The organism is Pseudomonas sp. Xaverov 259, assembly GCF_019352915.1.
Lineage (GTDB): Bacteria > Pseudomonadota > Gammaproteobacteria > Pseudomonadales > Pseudomonadaceae > Aquipseudomonas.
In genome coordinates, this window is the sequence record NZ_JAAAFV010000057.1 from 349,691 (window position 1) to 370,607 (window position 20,917).

Annotated in this window: 16 protein-coding genes, 2 tRNA genes and 2 rRNA genes; 9 read left to right on the forward strand and 11 right to left on the reverse strand. The window is 58.2% G+C overall.

Annotated elements, in window-relative coordinates; translation table 11 throughout:
• On the forward strand, window positions 1-1,105 hold a 1,105-nt coding region (locus K0H48_RS24395; RefSeq protein WP_219269480.1), incomplete at its 5' end, for a TIGR00366 family protein.
• Window positions 1,106-1,216: 111 nt separating this feature from the next.
• Here K0H48_RS24395 and K0H48_RS24400 read toward each other — a convergent pair.
• The gene (locus K0H48_RS24400; protein ID WP_219269481.1) at window positions 1,217-1,507 is read right to left on the reverse strand and encodes a nucleotidyltransferase family protein; all 291 of its coding nucleotides are present in this window, start codon (window positions 1,505-1,507) and stop codon (window positions 1,217-1,219) included.
• Between the two features lie 232 nt (window positions 1,508-1,739).
• Between K0H48_RS24400 and K0H48_RS24405 the strand changes: the two genes are divergently transcribed.
• The 4 genes from K0H48_RS24405 (at window position 1,740) to K0H48_RS24420 (ending at window position 5,824) form a co-directional block, all read left to right on the forward strand.
• On the forward strand, window positions 1,740-2,060 hold the full coding sequence (locus K0H48_RS24405) for a hypothetical protein (protein ID WP_219269482.1): 321 nt from the start codon (window positions 1,740-1,742) through the stop codon (window positions 2,058-2,060).
• 100 nt (window positions 2,061-2,160) lie between these two features.
• Window positions 2,161-3,861, forward strand: a complete 1,701-nt coding sequence (gene acpA / locus K0H48_RS24410; RefSeq protein ID WP_219269483.1) for an acid phosphatase — start codon at window positions 2,161-2,163, stop codon at window positions 3,859-3,861.
• Window positions 3,862-3,983: 122 nt separating this feature from the next.
• Window positions 3,984-5,153, forward strand: coding sequence for a hypothetical protein (locus K0H48_RS24415; RefSeq protein WP_219269484.1), 1,170 nt, complete (start codon window positions 3,984-3,986; stop codon window positions 5,151-5,153).
• 146 nt (window positions 5,154-5,299) lie between these two features.
• Window positions 5,300-5,824 carry an SET domain-containing protein-lysine N-methyltransferase gene (locus K0H48_RS24420; RefSeq protein WP_219269485.1) on the forward strand — a complete coding sequence of 175 codons (525 nt, stop codon included), beginning with the start codon at window positions 5,300-5,302 and terminating at the stop codon, window positions 5,822-5,824.
• On the opposite strand, the gene can is transcribed toward K0H48_RS24420, so the two are convergent.
• The gene (gene can, locus K0H48_RS24425) at window positions 5,821-6,465 is read right to left on the reverse strand and encodes a carbonate dehydratase (RefSeq protein WP_017134532.1); all 645 of its coding nucleotides are present in this window, start codon (window positions 6,463-6,465) and stop codon (window positions 5,821-5,823) included. The two genes, K0H48_RS24420 and can, sit on opposite strands and share 4 nt — an antisense overlap.
• Before the next feature lie 139 nt (window positions 6,466-6,604).
• Between can and K0H48_RS24430 the strand changes: the two genes are divergently transcribed.
• The gene (locus K0H48_RS24430) at window positions 6,605-7,009 is read left to right on the forward strand and encodes a serine kinase/phosphatase (protein WP_138816984.1); all 405 of its coding nucleotides are present in this window, start codon (window positions 6,605-6,607) and stop codon (window positions 7,007-7,009) included.
• A 118-nt stretch (window positions 7,010-7,127) separates the two neighbouring features.
• On the opposite strand, the gene rimI is transcribed toward K0H48_RS24430, so the two are convergent.
• Entirely contained in the window at window positions 7,128-7,580 is a 453-nt protein-coding gene (rimI, locus tag K0H48_RS24435; protein ID WP_005784514.1) for a ribosomal protein S18-alanine N-acetyltransferase, read from the reverse strand.
• Complete coding sequence (locus K0H48_RS24440) at window positions 7,573-8,316, reverse strand: energy transducer TonB (RefSeq protein WP_219337602.1); 744 nt, start codon at window positions 8,314-8,316, stop codon at window positions 7,573-7,575. The genes rimI and K0H48_RS24440 overlap by 8 nt, the downstream gene beginning before the upstream one ends.
• A gap of 187 nt (window positions 8,317-8,503) precedes the next feature.
• Between K0H48_RS24440 and mksB the strand changes: the two genes are divergently transcribed.
• The 3 genes from mksB to mksF are packed head-to-tail and all read left to right on the forward strand — an operon-like array spanning window position 8,504 to window position 13,315.
• Window positions 8,504-9,781 (forward strand): Mks condensin complex protein MksB, encoded by a 1,278-nt coding sequence (gene mksB, locus K0H48_RS24445; RefSeq protein ID WP_017134535.1) that lies wholly within the window; start codon window positions 8,504-8,506, stop codon window positions 9,779-9,781.
• Window positions 9,771-10,478: an Mks condensin complex protein MksE gene (gene mksE / locus K0H48_RS24450; RefSeq protein WP_056859190.1), complete on the forward strand. Its 708-nt coding sequence runs from the start codon at window positions 9,771-9,773 to the stop codon at window positions 10,476-10,478. Before mksB ends, mksE begins: the two co-directional genes overlap by 11 nt.
• A complete protein-coding gene (gene mksF / locus K0H48_RS24455) occupies window positions 10,475-13,315 on the forward strand; it encodes an Mks condensin complex protein MksF (protein ID WP_056859191.1) in 2,841 nt (946 codons plus the stop codon). The genes mksE and mksF overlap by 4 nt, the downstream gene beginning before the upstream one ends.
• 182 nt (window positions 13,316-13,497) lie before the next feature.
• Here the strand turns inward: mksF and K0H48_RS24460 are convergent, their stop codons facing one another.
• From K0H48_RS24460 to K0H48_RS24490, 7 genes are all read right to left on the reverse strand, one after another.
• Complete coding sequence (locus tag K0H48_RS24460) at window positions 13,498-15,801, reverse strand: PqiB family protein (protein ID WP_219269486.1); 2,304 nt, start codon at window positions 15,799-15,801, stop codon at window positions 13,498-13,500.
• The gene (locus tag K0H48_RS24465) at window positions 15,794-16,417 is read right to left on the reverse strand and encodes a paraquat-inducible protein A (protein WP_017134539.1); all 624 of its coding nucleotides are present in this window, start codon (window positions 16,415-16,417) and stop codon (window positions 15,794-15,796) included. Before K0H48_RS24465 ends, K0H48_RS24460 begins: the two co-directional genes overlap by 8 nt.
• The gene (locus K0H48_RS24470) at window positions 16,404-17,063 is read right to left on the reverse strand and encodes a paraquat-inducible protein A (protein ID WP_138816987.1); all 660 of its coding nucleotides are present in this window, start codon (window positions 17,061-17,063) and stop codon (window positions 16,404-16,406) included. Before K0H48_RS24470 ends, K0H48_RS24465 begins: the two co-directional genes overlap by 14 nt.
• 160 nt (window positions 17,064-17,223) lie before the next feature.
• A 5S ribosomal RNA gene (rrf, locus tag K0H48_RS24475) occupies window positions 17,224-17,339 on the reverse strand.
• Between the two features lie 157 nt (window positions 17,340-17,496).
• Window positions 17,497-20,388, reverse strand: a 23S ribosomal RNA gene (locus K0H48_RS24480).
• A gap of 237 nt (window positions 20,389-20,625) precedes the next feature.
• Window positions 20,626-20,701 (reverse strand) — tRNA-Ala (locus K0H48_RS24485).
• A gap of 10 nt (window positions 20,702-20,711) precedes the next feature.
• Window positions 20,712-20,788 (reverse strand) — tRNA-Ile (locus K0H48_RS24490).
• Window positions 20,789-20,917 lie beyond the last annotated feature (129 nt).

Below are 20,917 nucleotides of genomic sequence, written 5' to 3' on the forward strand. Positions count from 1 at the left end.
GGCATGGGTCGCGTTGATTTCCATGGTCGCGTCTTTGCTCAACTGGGGCTTGTCCCTGGTGTTCGGTGGCTTATTGGTACGCGCACTGGCCCGTCGCACGGATTTGCGCATGGATTACCGCGCTGCCGGTGCTGCCGCCTATTTAGGCCTGGGCGCGGTGTGGGCATTGGGGCTGTCGTCTTCAGCGGCGCAGTTGCAGGCCAACCCGGCCAGTTTGCCGCCGTCGATCCTGTCGATCACCGGGATGATCCCGTTCACCGAGACCATCTTCTTGTGGCAATCGGGCGTGCTGTTGCTGGCACTGATCGTGGTGTCCCTGATCATCGCCTACGCCACTGCGCCCGGCCCCAATAGTGCGCGTGATGCCAAGGCCTGTGGTGTCGACCCAGCCTTCAATATGCCTAAACCACAACCGCCGACGCGTCCGGGCGAATGGCTGGAACACAGCCCGCTGCTGACTATCCTGCTGGCCTTGCTGGCGGCTGGCTGGTTGTTCCATGAGTTCTCGACCAAACCTGCGATCAGCGCGATTTCGGGGCTCAACACCTATAACTTCCTGTTCATCATGGTCGGCGCGCTGCTGCACTGGCGCCCGCGCAGCTTCCTGGATGCAGTGGCACGTGCAGTGCCGACCACCACGGGCGTGCTGATCCAGTTTCCGTTGTACGGCTCGATCGCCGCGCTGATGACTGTGGTGAAAGGCGGTGACGGCCAGACCCTGGCGCACCATATCTCGTTGTTCTTCACCTCCATCGCCTCCCACGACACCTACGCGCTGTTGATGGGCGTGTACTCGGCCGTGCTGGGCTTCTTTATCCCGTCGGGCGGTGGCAAATGGATTATTGAAGCGCCTTACGTGATGCAAGTGGCCAATGACCTGCAATACCACCTGGGCTGGGCGGTGCAGATCTATAACGCCGCTGAGGCGCTGCCGAATTTGATCAACCCGTTTTATATGCTGCCGCTGCTGGGCGTGCTGGGGCTGAAGGCGCGGGATCTGATCGGATTTTCGTTTGTGCAGTTGCTGGTGCACACGCCGCTGGTGTTGTTCCTGCTGTGGGCGTTGGGGACGACGTTGAAGTATTTGCCGCCGGTGATGCCTTAAACGACCCTGACTGCGCTTGTTGCACAGGCGCAGTCAGGCTGGAACCACAGAAAGGCGATGCAATAGATCAGGCAATGCATCCATGAAGGTTGATATCGAGGCGCCTTGCGGTCATACCGGGCGTGCCTCAGCCAACACTTTTGCGCAAAACTTCAGTGGTAAATCGCCAGGCGTCAGCAGGTCCACATTGACCCCGAGCAGATCCTCCAGCTCTACCTGCAATCCACCAAGATCAAAAAGCGTGGTCCCCGGCGGAGCATCTACCAGCAGATCAAGGTCGCTACCTTCTTGATCGGTACCCAGCAATACAGACCCAAACACCCTTGGATTTGAGATACGGAAACGCCCCACCACCTCTCTGACGGCGGCCCGTTTTAGATCAAGGGCGATTGAAGGTTTCACGGTTCACCTCGGTGGCATCCATTATTGAAGCAGTTTAGCAGTGCCAAGGTGTGTGTATACATGCCCGATTTCTTACATCAACCTCGTCATTGCGTCACATTGCATTGCTAACTCCCTGGCCAGATGTATCGGGCTTTCCCACTCATTGCAGTGACAGCCTCTGACTTCTCTCACCCACGCCTTTGATTAACCTGCCTTGGCTTACCACTCACAACACGCCAAGGAAAATCCGATGACGCCGCTGTCCAAATCGCTGGAAGAGTTGATCAATGATATTTACAAGGACGACCGCGTATCGTTCGTCGAGTACAAGTCTCTGCGAGACGATGCCGATCGGCGTATGGCTGCCGTCGTCAACGAGTTTGGCCTGCACAATAACGTCACAGCCTTCCAAAAAGTGATGGACGTGGCCATGCAGCTTTTGCAAACCACGGTCATCGAGGCAAAAAAAGCCGAGCTGACCGACACGGGCGAGGCCATCGTCAAGGATGCGCTGACGGCTCAGGTGGAGTACTTGCGCGCGGGTAGCCAGTTGGCACTGCACTTGTTGTAATCGCCCTTAGCGTTCAAACCGCTGTCTTCGTTCGGTCACATTGCATTGCTACCGTCCTGCGAAATATCTTGCAACAATCAGCCAGCAGGAACGCCCAGCAATGAGTGACGAGCACGAAGACAGCCCTTCTCCCGATTCCGTAACCCAGCCGCCCGTGGACACCAGCCGTCGGCGTTTCCTCGGGGGCGCGGCGGTGCTGGGGGTTGGCGCGACCTTGAGTGCTTGCGGCAATACCAGCGAGCCTGCGGGCAAGCCAGAGGCGCGACCGCTGACGCCGCAGGAGCTGGACAAGGCCTTGCACGAACAGGTGAAGACGGTGGTGGTGATTTACGCCGAGAACCGCAGCTTCAACAACCTGTTTGCAGACTTCCCTGGCGTGGAGAAACCACTGTCGGCGCTCTCCGCTGCCGACGTGCAGCAGCGGGACCGTGATGGCAGCCTGCTCAGCACCCTGCCACCGGCCTGGGGCGGCGTCTTGCAAGTCGGCCCGCAAAGCGTGGATGGGGTGACTTACCCCAGCGAAGTGCAATACCAGGAAAACCTGCCCAATGCGCCATTTGCGCTCAAAGGCCCGAATGCCGAAGACTTGCCGCTGAGCCTGGTCACTCGCGATTTGTGGCACGTGTTCTACCAGAACCAGATGCAGATCAACGGCGGCAAGAACGACAACTTTGTGGCCTGGGCCGACTCCGGCGGCCTGGTGATGGGTTACTACGCGCAGAGCCGTTATTCCCTGCGCCTGTGGGATGTGGCCAAGGAGTTTGTGCTGTGCGACAACTTCTTCCAGGGCGCTTTCGGTGGCTCGTTCCTCAACCACCAGTACCTGATCAGCGCCACCGCGCCGTTTTATCCGAATGCAGCGCAATCGGTGGCCAAGGCGCAGATCGCCACGCTGCAAAGCGATGACCCCACCGACCCGCGCCTCAAGCCGCTGGACAAGTCGCCAGCCAGCGCCATGACCGGCCCGCCGCAGTTCGGCCCCAGTGCCTTGACGCCGGACGGCTACGGCGTGAACACCCTGGCGCCGCCGTACTGGCCGACGTGGATTCGCGACCCGGAAAACCCGGACTACTCCAAGCCCGATCTGCCCAACGTGCTGGTGCCGCAAACCCACGAGCATATCGGCGACAAACTGTCGAAAAAGAACGTCGATTGGGCCTGGTATGCCGGTGCCTGGCAGGCGACCCTGGACCAGTTCAAGGACTCGGGCGGTATCCCGAAAATTCCGAACTTCCAGTATCACCACCAGCCGTTCAACTACTTCAAGCAACAAGGCCCGCAAAACCGCACCGAGCGTGACAAACGCCTGCGTGACGGCGGTTTGGGCGATGACTCGGGTACCAACAAGTTCTTCGCCGATGCCCAGGCCGGCAAGCTGCCCGCCGTGACGTTCTACAAGCCCCAGGGCAACCTGAACATGCACGCGGGCTACGCCGATGTGGCCTCGGGCGACCGCCATATCGCCCGCGCCTTGAAAGTGCTGCAAGAAAGCCCGCAATGGAAAAACATGGTGGTGGTAGTCACGGTCGACGAAAACGGCGGCTGGTGGGACCACGTGGCACCGCCCAAGGGCGACCGCTGGGGCCCGGGCACACGGATTCCGGCGTTGGTAGTGTCGCCGTTTGCACGCAAAGGTACGGTGGACCATACGGTTTACGACACCGCGTCGATCCTGCGTTTGATCACCCGCGTGTTCCAGCTGGAGACACTGGACGGCCTCAAGCAGCGCGATGACGCGATGATCGCGCGCGGCCAGAAGCCCATGGGCGATTTGAGCAACGCCTTGCAGTTCAACCGGTAGGTTTTCTTATCCAATAGCGACATGCCTGGCGATTTAGCACGCGGTTTTCCTGGTCAACCGCTACTGTGTGCAAGTGGGCTTTCACCCCGCGCAGACGGGCTTTCGCTGACAAGGAACCAACTATGTTTAAACCGACCAGGCTGTCCTTCACCCTGGCCGCACTGCTGGCCAGTGCGGTCGTACAGGCCGACATCGAAGTACCACTGGGCAGCACGCAACGCGTCACCCAACTGTTCGCTTTCCCCAATAACTGCAACGTCATCTGCTTTCGGCCATGGACGCTGGAGCAAACCGCCGAGCACTATTTGAACCAGAGCTTGCAGCGCGACGGGTACAGCCGTGCCAAGGTCAGTGTGAAAACCCACGACGGCCAGGTTTCAGCCACTTTCAGCGGCGTGCCCGAGCACTACGGCCAGCCCCTGACCACGTTGCTCAACACCGCCGACCTGGCCTATCAAGGCGCCAGCAAACTCAACAGCGACGGCAAGTGGGCCTACAACTGGTACTTGTTCCTGCCGCTGGGCATGGCCCTGGAAAACCGCAAGAGCATCGAACTGCTGCACTTCCCGCCGGACTACTCGCTGACCCAGGCCCAGGATTACCTGGAGTCGGCCACCACTGACCGCTGGGCCGCCTTGCTCACGGACAATGGCATCCCGGCCACGGAAACCCCGGCCTATCAGACCATCATCGATATTGCGCCGATCGCCGCGCCGTCCAATGCGGGCAAGGACCTGGAAAACGTCTACAGCTACTTCGCCGACTACCAGACGCGCATGGTCAAGGAGCTGAGCCTGCACGCCAACGGCTCATTGCCGATGGTCGCATTCGGCGCACCGGTGCGTAACTGGATCAAACAACAGTACGGCCAGACCGTGGCCGTGCTGGGTCTGGCGCAGATCAGCCCGATTGCCGGTAAAACCGTGTCGGTACTGGGCTCCAACCACCCGAGCTATATCTGGTATGCGGCAGATCCGGCCAGCTATGACGGCAATGAACAAAAAGCCGATGAGGCCGGTTTGAAAGTGATGGGGCAAGACTTGAGTGCCGCCTGCTGGCAAGCCGGCATGGGCCAGAAACCTGCCAGTGACCCAAATGTATTGCTCAAGGCGTGCATGAACACCTGGCAAGTCACGCGCAAGGAGCAGACCTGTGAGCTGTTCTACACCTCGGTGCGCAACCTGACCCCGGAGCAAGCCAACGCCAAATGCGCCACCCCGCCCATCAAGGCACAGTTGAAACAGCTGAAAGACCCCGCCCCACTCCCCGCTGTTACAGCCCCAGCGCTGTAAATCGTACAAAATATAACCGATTTCTACTGTCAGATCTGACAGTAGAAATCGGCTACAACTTCAGCGAGTCTTGGACGGCACCCATCCGCTGCAAGACTGGAAGTCAGACCCCATCGCAGGTCAATGCAGCCTAGGCCAGGAGAGTTATGAAAACTCAAGCCATGGATAAGGCTAAAACCGCTGTGAGTAGCTGCCTCTACCCCTTCAAGACGGTACTCGTTGAACAGGGCTACCCCACGACCCGGCACTTCCAGGTCGTACGCGATGCAAATGGAATGGGGGCCGCACTCAAGGCACGCGTCGCCTTTGACAGCCGCGTGCGCATTGCCAGAGTGTCCGGCTACGCCTTGAGCGAGCGACGTGCGCACACCTTGCAGCTCTCGTCACGCATTCACCTGTATGACCCGTGGTTCACCCGTCTGATGTTGCACTCGTGCAATCCGAACGTGTTTTTCGATGCCACGTACCTGGAGGTCTGGACCGTGCAACCTATTGCGGCCGGCACCTTGCTGACGATGGATTACGCCACCACCGAGGATGCGCTATTCCGGCAGTTCGCCTGCCGATGCGGCGAGCTGAACTGCCGGGGCTGGATCACCGGCGCCAAGGAGCCATTGAACGCCGAAGGCCAGGCGTTCATGACCCAATGGCGCCTGCGCAAACGGCCTTAGGCTTCGCCCAGTGGGCGCAGGCGATATTGCGGCGGCAGTTGCTCGAAGCCACTGATGGTAGTGTTCAAGCTCTTCCAGCGGCCATCCTTGATGCCGTAGATGCAGCCGTGAATCGACAGGCTCTGCCCTCGGTGCCAGGCGTTTTGCACAATGCTGGTGTGGCCGACGTTGGCGACTTGCTGAATCACGTTCAGCTCGCACATGCGGTCCACTCGTTCCTCCTCGGTGGGCAGTTGGGCCAGCACTTCGCGGTTTTCGTAATAAAGGTCGCGAATAGTGCGCAGCCAACCGTCGATCAGGCCGAACTGGCGGTCCTGCATCGACGCACGCACGCCACCGCAGCCATAGTGGCCGGTGACGAGGATGTGTTTGACCTTGAGCACGTCCACCGCGTACTGGATCACCGACAGGCAATTGAGGTCGGTGTGCAGCACCACGTTGGCCACGTTGCGGTGCACAAACAGGTCGCCGGGCAGCATGCCGACGATTTCGTTGGCCGGTACACGCGCGTCGGAGCAGCCGATCCACAGGTACTCCGGGGTTTGCTGGCGGGCGAGCTTGGCGAAGAATTCGGGATCTTCCTGTTTGATCGCATCCGCCCAGCGTTCGTTGTTATCAAGCAGGTCTTGTAGTTCGTTCATCAGGGAAAGCCTCAGGAATGATGCGCAGCTTTGTGACAGACAACCGCTCGTCCGGGTCACGCCCAGGCGCAATTAGCTTGAATCTTTGGGGAGCCGTGCCTGTCCACACACTATAAGCCCCACAGTATGAGGATTGGCCATGACTGAATCACGACGTCCCTACGGCGCTACACAGCCGGAACCGATTGATGACAATGAAGACCGCATGGGTGAGATGCGCGAGCTGGACTTTGACGAGCAAGAGCCGACGGCGGAAATCGGCGATGAACTGCCGCGCCGTGAGCGCGAACACCTGATGCCCGACGAACGGGTACGCGAAGCTGGCATGACCGGGGCTTCGACCGATGATCATGAGTCCACGGATGATGACATGAGCCCGGAAACGCTGATCCATGAAGATGGCGCGCGGGACGCCCATGAAGCCGGTGAGGATAATCCGGCGGATTATGACTTGAGCATTGTGGATGAAGATGAGATTGGCGGCGGGAATGGGTTGGATGAGGCCGAGCTGGCGGATATTGACCCGATAGACGGTAACCGCTGACACCACACAGTTCAAAATGTGGGAGCGGGCTTGCTCGCGAATGCGGTGGATCAGTTAAAGATATATCGACTGACACACCGCATTCGCGAGCAAGCCCGCTCCCACAGAGGTTCAGCGTTCAGTCAACTAAGGTACAAGCCATCACAACTGCATCTTCGCGCCCACCTACGGCTGGGTAGTAATCGCGCCGACGGCCAATTTCGTTGAAACCGTAGCGCTCATACAGCCGGAATGCGCCGGTATTGCTGTCACGCACTTCCAGGAAGCACTCACGCGCACTGGCGGCGTAAGCGCGGGACATCAGGTGCTCCAGCAGCGCCAACCCCAGGCCTCGGCCCTGGTTTTCCGGCTTGACGGTGATATTCAGCAAGTGCGCTTCATCGAGGATGATCTGCACCACACCGTGGCCCACCTGCTGCTCACCTTCGAACATCAGCCAGATCTGGTACTTGCCCAGCCCATCGAGAAAAATCCCACGGGTCCACGGATGGCTGAACGCCGCGTATTCAATCTTAAGTACTGCATCGAGGTCCGCCTCGGTCATCGGGCGAAAGGATAAAGCTTCACTCATCGGTACTTTTCCAGCGCGCCATCAGCCGGCGCATGGCTTGCCAGACATCAGCCTTACGCTGTGGCTCTTCCATTAATAATTCCAGACCCGGCAAGGCCCATACCGAGCCCAGGCCTTCGACCTGCAGCTCGCGGTACCAGGCTTCGGCATTCGCCTCACCGGCAAAACGCACGGCGGGCAGGCCGATCAGCCACAGGCATACGCAGGGTTCGTCTTCCAGGCGCGCCGAGACAAAACCTTGAACAAAATCCCGTGCAGCTTCCGGGCCCTGGTCCATGTTGCCGCGCACCAGCAGCGGCCAGCGCACGGGGTCGCCGACGATTTGCGGGCTGTCGGGCAGGCCGGCGGCGCGCAGCATGTCTTTTAGCAGCATGTAGGCCGGGTCGCGGGTCTGGAAACGTTCGCCCGTGGGCAGTTCCACCAACAGCAGGCAGCGCCCGGCCCGCAGCAATTGCAGGGCGAAGCGTGGCGGCGGCACCACTGGGGCCTTGACCACCGGCGCTGGCGCTTCGGCCGCCACAGGTTTGGCCACCGGCGATGGACGCGGCACTTCAACCTTGGCCCGCTCCACCGTTGGACGCGCTTCGGGCGCAGGCTTGGCCACCGCCACCGGCGTAGCGGCTTCCTCGCCCGATACCTCGAATGCCTCATAGGGCTCAAGCGCCTGCAGCAGCTCGGGCCGCGACGGGGCGGCAAACGGCAGTTCGGTGCGGGGCAGCCAGTTGACCACCTGCATGGCGGTCAAGTAAGCGCGACGTCGGGACTCGATAAGCACAGCTCGGCCACTTGTGGATAACTAAAGAGCGGGGATTCTACCGCTGTTCGGTAACAATCGCCCACTGCGCACTGACCGGCTGTGGATAAATCCCGCGCCTGATGCAGTACAATCGCGACTTTTAATCGCCAACCAGCCGGCCATTCCGATGATCGAACCCAAGCGCGTCTTGCGCGCCCTCGCCGAACACTGGGCCTTGCTTGAGCCACTGTGCGAACACTTCGACCAAGGCACCTTGAGCCTGGGCGAGCTGCGCGCACAACTGGCGGCCCAACAACTGGACAGCACGCCACAGGACATCACCAGCCTGCTGGACGTGTGGATTCGCCTGGATATCCTGGTACCTGTCGCCAAGAGCCCGAACCGTTTCGAGCTCAACGCACAGATCCACGACTTTCTCGCCTATCTTCGCAAGGAGCACCGGCTTGGCCTGTGCCTGGAAATCGAAGCCTACCTGCGCCACCTCGAGCGCCTGGCAGGTTATATCCAGGACGCCTTCGACATCCGTGATGGCCACGACCTGGCCCGCCAACTGCGCTTGCTGGATATGCGCGTGCGGGACGTGCTGAAAAAACTCGCCAACGACGAACAGGCCCTGGCTGCCGTGGCCGACCGCGCCAAGACCAGCGACCGGCAGATCCCGTTGCGCCAGCGTTACGCCGAGGTACTGGCGACCTGGGACGAGTACGTCGAACCGATGATCCAACTGGTGAACGCCGACGGCGCCTTCGAGCAAGGCGTGCGCAAGGTCGAGAATGTGCTACTGCGCATGCTCACCGAGCAGCAACGCCTCGGCCACCTGGTCGACGACGACATGCTGCTGCGCACCCACGCGCGCATCCTCGAAATGCAAACCAGCGCCCAGCTGACCTTGCGCCATGCCCGCGAACTGCTGCTGCCGCTGCGCGAAGAAGCGCGCCGCCATAATGCCGTGACCCGTGGTGCGGCGCTGGCCTTGTCGGCCATTCGCCGTAAAGGCCTGGACGCGGTGCCGCAGGCCGCAATGCCGATGTTTACCCGCCCGCAAAGCACCTTCCTGGGCAGTGCCAGCCAGGTCGAAGCGTACGTGTATGCCCTGGCCAATTTCGAGCCGAAACCGGCGCGTTTCCCCAAGGCGCACAAATCCCACAAGGGCGAAGCCCAACGTGCGCCGCGCACGGTCAAGGAAATGCTCGAGCGCTGCGAAGACGCGTTGCCGATGCCCGACCTGATGACCTGGTTGCTGGAGCAGGAACCGGACGGCGCCACCGACGAATTGCTGTACTGGTTCTCACGGCTCTCGCGTGAAAAACGCTTCAAACGCGAACGCCTGGAACGCCGCGACTACCACACACACGAGCACCAGGTCAGCCTGCGCTCATTCGCCCTGCTCCCGGCTGGCACCGATGCCACCGAGAATTCTGCGAGCACGCCTTATGCATCTTGATCTATCCGAACTGTCCCAGCTGGCGCCGATCTTTCGCGAGCTGTTCAAGGGTTACCACGTCAGCCGCCGCGACCCGGAGCTGTACGCGCAGTTGTCCAATTTCCAGGACCAGTACCGCACGCTGTTCAAGGCCCTGGGTTTTGAGCTGGTGTGTGACACACGCGGTTTCTATTACTTCGTGCCGGACACTGCCGTGGCGGCGGCGCAGGTCAACAAGACCGCGCAACGTTTGGCGCTGTTCACCTTCATCATCGTCGAGCACCTGGCCGACCAGGGCCGCGACCCGATCGCCGTGCTCGATGGCGGTAGCCTGGGCCGCGATGAGTTACCGTCATTGCTGGAAAAATACCGCGACCTGTTTATCCAGGCCGAAGTGCAGACCCAGGAAGAACTCGAAGAAAAAATCATGCGCCGCATGACCCAACTGGGTTTTGCCAGCGAAGACAACGGCATCTATCGCTTCCTGCCGCCAATGCACCGCTTCCTGGATGTGTGCCTGTCGGTACAGCAGGACCGTGACCTGGCCGCCAGCGTACACAGTGTGTTGCCATTGCCGGCGCCGGTGATCATCGATGAAGACAGCGACGAGAAGTTGCTGAAAACCGATGACCCGCTGGACCTCAGTGACTTCGAAGAAGAAAGCGAAGAAGACGCCATGGCCCGCGCCATTGCCGAAGAACAGGAGACCGACGCATGAGTAAGGAACGCTACGGCATCCGCCGCTTCGCCCTATTGAACACCGCCGGTTACAGCCTGGGCTTGTTCCCGCTGGAAGAACCGCTGTCGGTGTACGGCGCGAACAACCTGGGTAAATCTGCGTCGATCAACGCCCTGCAGTTCCCGATCCTGGCGCGCATGTCGGACATGAGTTTCGGCAAGTACACCCTGGAACAATCGCGGCGCTTCTACTTTGCCACCGACACCAGCTACATCCTCGTGGAAGTCTCGCTGCCCCACGGCCCGCACGTGATCGGCGTGGTCGGGCGCGGCCCGGGCGGTGGTTTCGGCCACCAGTTCTTTGCCTATGCCGGCAAGCTGGACCTGGCGCACTACCAGAAGAACGACACCTGCCTGCGTCAGAAAGAGCTGTTCACCAACCTTGAACGCGAAGGCCTGAAAGCCTACGAACTCAAGCCCGATGAACTGCGCCGTTTGCTGGTCGGTGGCCACACGTCAATCCCGCTGGACCTGACCCTGATTCCGCTGCGCTCCACCAGCGAACAGAGCCTGAAGACTTTCCGCGCGCTGTTTATCAACCTGCTGCACATGCGCGAAATCACCGCGGCCAAGCTCAAGCAATTGTTCCTGGATGCCTTCGAACACAGCCTGCGTTCCGGCAGCGTGGACTACATCGCGGCGTGCGAAGAAGCCTTCCGTGATGTAAGGCGCATGGAGCAGGACTACAACTCGCTGGTGGCTGCCGGCCCGTTGGTTGAGGCACTCGCCAATGGCGTGCGTTTGCGCGATGTATTGCGCGGCAAATTGCATCGCCTGTCGCCCTTGCTGGATTCGCTGCTGGGCACCTGGTCGGACTACGCCAGTGCGCGCAAGGAAGAGCTGACCATCCAGGCCGAGCACTATCGTAACGAGCAGGACGCGCTGCAAAACGATCAGCGCGGCGGCACCCAGGAGCTGATGCGCCTGGAGCGCGAGATCAGTGGCATCCAGCGTTGGCTGGGCGAGCTGTCGGTGCTCAAGCATCGCTTTGCGCTGGTCGATGACGTCAAGGTGCTGGAGCAGCAACTGCTGGCGGCCAAGGATGCCCACGATGAATTGGCGGGCGCCCTGGCGCAATCCCGACAGTTCAGCGCTGAGGATCTGGATGAGCGCTTGCGTGACCTGGAAAAACGTTTGAAGTCGGTCAAGCAGCAACTCGACCACGCCGACAACAACAGTTACGCCAAACTGCGTGAAGAATTCTCACAGCAGGATGTCGAGCGTCTGATGCGCCTGTTCAACAGTTCGTTGTTCAGTTTGCCGCTGGGCGAGCATGGCATCACGCTGGATGAGGATGGCCAGTGGGTTAAATCCCTGGAGCAGATCCTTGATGGCTTCAAGGGTGAGAAATTTGAAGTGCCGGGCCTGTCCATCGACATCTCCCATATCGAGCCACCGGCCTTGCAGGCACTGGCTGACCGCGCGGCGCTGCGCGATCAGAAAGAGCGCCTGGAAAAAGAACTCAAGCAGCTCAAGACTCAGCAGGCCGTAGCCTCTGACCGTGCGGCGAGCAAGACCCAGACCGAAGCGCTGTACCAGCAAGTGCTGGATGCGCAGAAAGCGCTGGAAGACTTCCGTCGCGCACAAACCCTGAGCGCGGAAGAAGGCGAGAAGCTCGAAAATCTGGCGCAGATGGAAGCTGCGCAAGATGAGTTGAAGCGCTCCAGTGATGCCTTCACCGAGCGTGTCCAGCAGTTGTCGGCCAAGCTGCAACTGGTCGGTCGTCAGATCGGCGATATGGAAGCCAAGCAACGCACGCTGGACGACGCACTGCGCCGCCGTCAGCTGTTGCCGGCCGACTTGCCGTTCGGCACGCCGTTCATGGACCCGGTCGACGACTCCATGGACAACCTGTTGCCGCTGCTCAATGACTATCAGGACAGCTGGCAAGGTTTGCTGCGCGCTGATGGCCAGATTGAGGCGCTGTATGCACAGGTGCGCCTCAAGGGCGTGGCCAAGTTCGATAGCGAGGATGACGTGGAGCGTCGTCTGCAACTGCTGATCAACGCGTATGCGCACCGCACCGATGAAGCCCTGACCCTGGGCAAGGCCCGCCGTGCAGCGGTTACCGATATTGCGCGGACCTTGCGCAATATCCGCAGCGACTACGACAGCCTTGAGCACCAGTTGGCCTTGTTCAACCGCGAGATCAACAAGCGTCAGGTGTCCAACCTGCAAAGCTTCCGCATCGTGCTGGCACCGAACAAGGAAGCCCTCAAGCATATCGACCAGATCATCCACAGTGCCGGTCAGTATGAAGAAGGCGAAACCCTCTCGGTGTTCGACCTGAGCCAGAGCGCCGAGCAGGACAACAAGAACGAAGAGGCCAAGGAATACCTGGCCCGTCTTGTGGCCGCCAACCATAACCAGTTGGGCCTCAAGGACTTGTTCGAGCTGGCGTTCGAAATCACCAAGGTGCATGGCCAGCCGGTGATTCACACCGACATCGACGGCGCGGCGTCCAACGGCACCACCATGACCATCAAGGCGCTGACCAACATGTATTTGTTGCTGCACCTGATGGACCGCGACCAGGCCGGGCGCGTGCGTTTGCCGTACTACCTCGATGAGGCGGCGGACATCGACGAGAAGAACCAGGCGGCGTTGCTGGAAACCAGTTTGCAGCTGGGCTTTGTGCCGATCCTGGCCAGTGTGAAGCCGCAGGTGTCCGCCCAGGTGGCGATCGACCTGGAAGGCGGCAGCGGACCGAATGGTATCTACATTGATGAGGCGGACTGGAAGTACATCCGTCGTCATGATGTGGTGAAGGCGACGGTGAATGTGCAGGCGGATGAGCCGGAGTTGGATGAGGTCTGATCCACTGCGCTGAAATGTAAAAAGGCCGCGATCTGTTTGGATCGCGGCCTTTTTTATTGAGCCTTTGTGGTGTTATCCAGGGCCTCTTCGCGAGCAAGCCCGCTCCCACATTCGACCGAGTTCCATCTCTGGAATGCGGTCGAATGTGGGAGCGGGCTTGCTCGCGAAGGCAGCGCCTCGGTCTACTTGCCGAGCGGGATCTTAGGCGCCCAGGTCAGCCACTCATCTTCAAACTTGTCGAACAACGGGAACGTCTGCTGCGGCCGCGCCGCGTTGCCCATCCGCTCGCCATCAGGCGTGGCAAAGGCGATACCACCGGCCACCAACGTCTCCAGGGATTCCGTGCGCACCGTCGCACCCTTGAACAAGCCGAAGTCCAAACCAAACCCACTGGTATTCCAGAAGCGGCTGCCACTGCGCACCAGCGGTGCATATTTAGGTTCGATCAGGATATGGACCAACACCCGGTCGGCGGTCTGGCCCAGCTCGTAGCCGGTGACTTTGCCTACAGTGACTTCACGGTAAGTGACGGGCACGCCTTCCTTCAGCGAACCACGGCGTGCGGCGCTGAGGACCAGGCTCAAGCCTTCTTCCTGATGAACAGCCTCTGGTGGTTTGTCCAACGCGACGAAGCTCTTTTGCGGCCCGGCGTTTTTCACGGCGGGCTGCACTTCGATGTATTGGCCGGTGACCAGGGTCTCCAGGTTCGCGGTTTTCATCAGGCCCAGCTCAGGCTTGACCACCCAGAACTGGCTGCCGCTGCGCGCGATGCGATCAGCCACTTGGGTGATCCGGGCGCTGAGCAATACCGACTGCATGTCGGCGCTGAGGTCGACGTTCTCGATTTTGCCCACGTCGAGGCCTTTGAAGCGTACTGGCGTGCCAGGGCGCAGGCCGTCGGCGCGATCAACCTTGATGGTCACCAGGGTGCCGTGCTGGTTGGCCGCTTCGCGATCGGCAAACAGACGGAAACGCGGGATACGCTTTTTAAGCGGTACATTCGGTTCCGGGGTTTCGAAGGCGATACCGCCAGCCATCAGGCTGGCCAGGGATTCACTCTTCACTTGGATGCCGCCGGTGAGGCCGCCGGTCAAGGTGACGCCGCTGGCATTCCAGAAACGCGTCGAACCGTTGACCAGGTTTTCGTATTCCTTCTCGATGTGAACACCGATCACCAGTTGCTTGTTCTTGCGCGAGAACTGGTAGCTCTGCACCGAACCGACCTTGACCTGTTTGTAGAGGATCGGGCTGCCCACATCCAGCGAGCCGAGGTTATCGGTGAACAGCACCATGTGCAGACCCGGAGAGCGCAGGTCCAGCGGCGGCGCTTTGGCGCGGGCGACGTACTCACGTTGCGGGGCGCTGCCTTTGTCGCCGGGGCGGATGGCGATGTAGTTACCTTTTACCAACGCCTCCAGACCGGTGATGCCGGCCAGGGAGATGGACGGCTTGACCACCCAGAACTGGGTGTCTTGCACCAAGTAGTCTTCGGCGAGCGGGTCAAGGGTCAACTCGGCATGGGCGCTGGACAGGTCCGGGTCAATCTTCAGAGTTTTCAGGCTGCCGACCTGAATGCCCTTGTACATGACCGGAGTGCGCCCGGCCTGCAGGCCTTCGAAGTCGGTGAGCTTGACCTTGACCTTGATGCCGGCGGCGGCGGCGTCGAAATCCTCATAAAGACGGAAAGGCAGGCTCGGATCGGTCGGCGGGCTATCCTTGCGATTTTCAGGGGTGGCGAACGCGATACCGCCAGCGACGATGCTGGACAGCGATTCGCTACGCACTTTTACACCGGATAGGTTGGCGTCGATGCTGATGCCGCTGGCATTCCAGAAACGCGTGTGTTTGCGCACCAGGCTGGCGTAGGTCGGCTCGATATAAACCTTGATCTCGACGGTGCTCTGGTCCTCGGACAGCAGGTAGCTCTTGACCTGGCCAACCTGGATCTGTTTATAGAACACCGGGCTGCCGCGATTCAGTGAGCCGAGGCGATCAGCTTTAAGGGTCAGGTGCAGGCCAGGCTTGGCGTCAGATAACGGCGGCTCTTCGGAGAGCGCCTTGAATTTGCGCGTGGGCTCGCCATCGCCAGGGCTGGCGGCAATGTAGTTACCCGAGACCAGGGTTTCCAGGCCGGTGATACCGGCGAGGCTGACGCTGGGTTTTACCAGCCAGAAGCGTGTGTTGGTCTTGAGGTATTGCTCGACGTCCTTGTTCATCTCGATGGTGGCGATCACCCCGCGATTACTGCCTTCGTCATCCAGGGCCAAGGCTTTGACCTTGCCCACCGTCATGCCTTTGTAGACCACTTCGGTTTTGTTGACCTGGATGCCCTCGCCGCTTTCAAAGCGCACCTGGATCTCGATGCCCTGTTGGGAATAGGCACGCCATCCCAGCCAGCCGCCGATGATCAGCGCAATCAGGGGAAGCACCCAAATAGCCGACCAGTTGGAGGCCGGGCGGGTTTTAGCTTTAGGCAAATCACTCATGGTCGTCGTCCGACTCCGTGTTATCCCAAATCAGTCGGGGATCAAAAGTTACTGCGGCAAGCATCGTCAAGATCACCACACTGGCGAACGCTGCCGCACCGAGATTGGCCTCGACACTGGCAAGTCGCCCAAAGTTAACAACCGCCACCAGGATGGCGATCACGAAGATATCCAGCATGGACCAGCGGCCAATGAATTCGATAAAGCGGTACATGATAATGCGTTGTTGTGCGGACAGCGGTTGGTGACGTTGCACCGAAAACAGCAACAAGCCAATGCCCACCAGCTTGAACGTCGGCACCAGAATGCTGGCGATAAATACCACCGCCGCGATGGGGAACATTCCATGCTGCACCAGCTGAATCACGCCCGCCATGATAGTACTGGGATCACCCTGGCCGAGGGAGTTGATGGTCATGATTGGCAACAGATTGGCCGGGATGTACAGGATTGCTGCAGTGATCAGCAACGCCCAGGTACGCACAAGGCTATTGGGGCGACGCGCATGGATCAGCGCACCGCAACGGGTGCACAGCTGCTCATCGGTATCCGCCTCTTGCTTGTTCAGCTCGTGGCATTCGGTACAAATCAGAATGCCTGCATCAATCGCCCGCATGATCATCCTCTCCTGAAAGTGCTTGCCAGATCTGGTGGGGCGACATCACCACCTCCAGCAGTACTTGAACCACTAATAAGCTGACGAAGCAGACAAGCCCCAGGCCAATGGTGATGGAGGCCATGTCCGCGAGCTTGACGATGGCGACCAGCACGCCCATCAGGTAAACCTCCAACATCCCCCAATCCTTCAGGTGATGGTAAATGCGGTAGAGCAGCAGGCCATAACTGCGGCCGATATTCCAACGGATACTGAGCAGCACAGCCAATTGGCAGAGCAGCTTGAGCAGCGGAATGCCCATACTGCACAGGAACACCACAGCCGCTACTCCTTGCATGCCGGTGTCGAACAGTCCCACCACGCCGCTCCATACGGTGTCCTCCGAGGACTGCCCGAGTAGATTGAGCTGCATGATGGGTAAAAAGTTCGCAGGGACGTACAGCAACAGTGCCGCCAGCACCAGGGCCAAGCTTCGCTCAACCACGTTATGGCGGTGTGCGTAGAGCTCATAACCGCAACGCGGGCATTGGGCTTTTTCACCGAGGGCGAGTACGGGTTTGCGCATCAGCAAGTCGCACTCATGGCATGCCACCAGATCCTCCAGTGGTAACTGCGACACCTCGACGGTATCAACCGGATCGGGCATAGATAGGGCTCGAGCTCTAAAAAAGGTTAGGTGCCTATTCTAATGGTCTGGTTCAGAAATAACTGTGCAAATTTGTCGGCAGCCTTGGACTGGTTTGGGTTTTCGACCGCCCAAAACAAAACCCCTGATTGCGTTAGCAATCAGGGGTTTCGGAATTTAATCTTGACGATGACCTACTCTCACATGGGGAAACCCCACACTACCATCGGCGATGCATCGTTTCACTACTGAGTTCGGGATGGGATCAGGTGGTTCCAATGCTCTATGGTCGTCAAGAAATTCGGGTACTGAGTCGTAGCCAGTTGGCTTCGCTTCAGCAAATTGGGTATGTGATAGCTTTCGGTGTTTTGTGAGCGTCGAACTTTCGGTTCATCTCGTCTTCACACACCGCAATCTGATGCTCGTTAGAGTAGTCAAATTGCTTGGGTGTTATATGGTCAAGCCTCACGGGCAATTAGTATTGGTTAGCTCAACGCCTCACAGCGCTTACACACCCAACCTATCAACGTCGTAGTCTTCGACGGCCCTTCAGGGGACTCAAGGTCCCAGTGAGATCTCATCTTGAGGCTAGTTTCCCGCTTAGATGCTTTCAGCGGTTATCTATTCCGAACATAGCTACCCGGCAATGCCACTGGCGTGACAACCGGAACACCAGAGGTTCGTCCACTCCGGTCCTCTCGTACTAGGAGCAGCCCCTCTCAAATCTCAAACGTCCACGGCAGATAGGGACCGAACTGTCTCACGACGTTCTAAACCCAGCTCGCGTACCACTTTAAATGGCGAACAGCCATACCCTTGGGACCGGCTTCAGCCCCAGGATGTGATGAGCCGACATCGAGGTGCCAAACACCGCCGTCGATATGAACTCTTGGGCGGTATCAGCCTGTTATCCCCGGAGTACCTTTTATCCGTTGAGCGATGGCCCTTCCATACAGAACCACCGGATCACTAAGACCTACTTTCGTACCTGCTCGACGTGTCTGTCTCGCAGTCAAGCGCGCTTTTGCCTTTATACTCTACGACCGATTTCCGACCGGTCTGAGCGCACCTTCGTACTCCTCCGTTACTCTTTAGGAGGAGACCGCCCCAGTCAAACTACCCACCATACACTGTCCTCGATCCGGATAACGGACCTGAGTTAGAACCTCAAAGTTGCCAGGGTGGTATTTCAAGGTTGGCTCCACGCAGACTGGCGTCCACGCTTCAAAGCCTCCCACCTATCCTACACAAGCAAATTCAAAGTCCAGTGCAAAGCTATAGTAAAGGTTCACGGGGTCTTTCCGTCTAGCCGCGGATACACTGCATCTTCACAGCGATTTCAATTTCACTGAGTCTCGGGTGGAGACAGCGCCGCCATCGTTACGCCATTCGTGCAGGTCGGAACTTACCCGACAAGGAATTTCGCTACCTTAGGACCGTTATAGTTACGGCCGCCGTTTACCGGGGCTTCGATCAAGAGCTTCGCGTTAGCTAACCCCATCAATTAACCTTCCGGCACCGGGCAGGCGTCACACCCTATACGTCCACTTTCGTGTTTGCAGAGTGCTGTGTTTTTAATAAACAGTCGCAGCGGCCTGGTATCTTCGACCGGCATGAGCTTACGGAGCAAGTCCTTCACCCTCACCGGCGCACCTTCTCCCGAAGTTACGGTGCCATTTTGCCTAGTTCCTTCACCCGAGTTCTCTCAAGCGCCTTGGTATTCTCTACCCAACCACCTGTGTCGGTTTGGGGTACGGTTCCTGGTTACCTGAAGCTTAGAAGCTTTTCTTGGAAGCATGGCATCAACCACTTCGTTAACTAAAAGTTAACTCGTCATCAGCTCTCGGCCTTAGAATCCCGGATTTACCTAAGATTCCAGCCTACCACCTTAAACTTGGACAACCAACGCCAAGCTGGCCTAGCCTTCTCCGTCCCTCCATCGCAATAACCAGAAGTACAGGAATATTAACCTGTTTTCCATCGACTACGCTTTTCAGCCTCGCCTTAGGGACCGACTAACCCTGCGTCGATTAACGTTGCGCAGGAAACCTTGGTCTTTCGGCGTGGGTGTTTTTCACACCCATTGTCGTTACTCATGTCAGCATTCGCACTTCTGATACCTCCAGCAAGCTTCTCAACTCACCTTCACAGGCTTACAGAACGCTCCTCTACCGCATCACTTACGTGATACCCGTAGCTTCGGTGTATGGTTTGAGCCCCGTTACATCTTCCGCGCAGGCCGACTCGACTAGTGAGCTATTACGCTTTCTTTAAAGGGTGGCTGCTTCTAAGCCAACCTCCTAGCTGTCTAAGCCTTCCCACATCGTTTCCCACTTAACCATAACTTTGGGACCTTAGCTGACGGTCTGGGTTGTTTCCCTTTTCACGACGGACGTTAGCACCCGCCGTGTGTCTCCCATGCTCGGCACTTGTAGGTATTCGGAGTTTGCATCGGTTTGGTAAGTCGGGATGACCCCCTAGCCGAAACAGTGCTCTACCCCCTACAGTGATACATGAGGCGCTACCTAAATAGCTTTCGAGGAGAACCAGCTATCTCCGAGCTTGATTAGCCTTTCACTCCGATCCACAGGTCATCCGCTAACTTTTCAACGGTAGTCGGTTCGGTCCTCCAGTTAGTGTTACCCAACCTTCAACCTGCCCATGGATAGATCGCCCGGTTTCGGGTCTATTCCCAGCGACTAGACGCCCTATTAAGACTCGCTTTCGCTACGCCTCCCCTATTCGGTTAAGCTCGCCACTGAAAATAAGTCGCTGACCCATTATACAAAAGGTACGCAGTCACCCAACAAAGTGGGCTCCCACTGCTTGTACGCATACGGTTTCAGGATCTATTTCACTCCCCTCTCCGGGGTTCTTTTCGCCTTTCCCTCACGGTACTAGTTCACTATCGGTCAGTCAGTAGTATTTAGCCTTGGAGGATGGTCCCCCCATATTCAGACAAAGTTTCTCGTGCTCCGTCCTACTCGATTTCATGACTAAGAGATTTTCGCGTACAGGGCTATCACCCACTATGGCCGTACTTTCCAGAACGTTCCGCTAATCTCAAAGCCACTTAAGGGCTAGTCCCCGTTCGCTCGCCACTACTAAGGGAATCTCGGTTGATTTCTTTTCCTCAGGGTACTTAGATGTTTCAGTTCCCCTGGTTCGCCTCTTACGCCTATGTATTCAGCGTAAGATAACCATCTTATGATGGCTGGGTTCCCCCATTCAGACATCTCCGGATCAAAGTCTGTTTGCCGACTCCCCGAAGCTTTTCGCAGGCTACCACGTCTTTCATCGCCTCTGACTGCCAAGGCATCCACCGTATGCGCTTCTTCACTTGACCATATAACCCCAAGCAATCTGGTTATACTGTGAAGACAACATTCGCCGAAAATTCGAATTTCTCAATTAAGAGAACTCACAAATTTTACCTTAGCCTGATCCGTTACCAGTGAAAGTAACGTTCAGTCTATCTTTCTATCACATACCCAAATTTTTAAAGAACGATCTAATCAAAGACTAGAAATCAATATTCACTTCAGAATATTCATTTCTAAACTCTAACAGCAGAAGCAGTTAATGGTGGAGCCAAACGGGATCGAACCGTTGACCTCCTGCGTGCAAGGCAGGCGCTCTCCCAGCTGAGCTATGGCCCCATAACAAAATTGGTGGGTCTGGGCAGATTCGAACTGCCGACCTCACCCTTATCAGGGGTGCGCTCTAACCAACTGAGCTACAGACCCAATTTCGAGCGTCACTGATTAGCTAAGAGCTATCAGCTTGGAGCTTAAAGCTGCTTCTATCGTCTTCTTCAATGAATCAAGCAATTCGTGTGGGAACTTATGGAGCAGCTGATGTCGTCGATTAAGGAG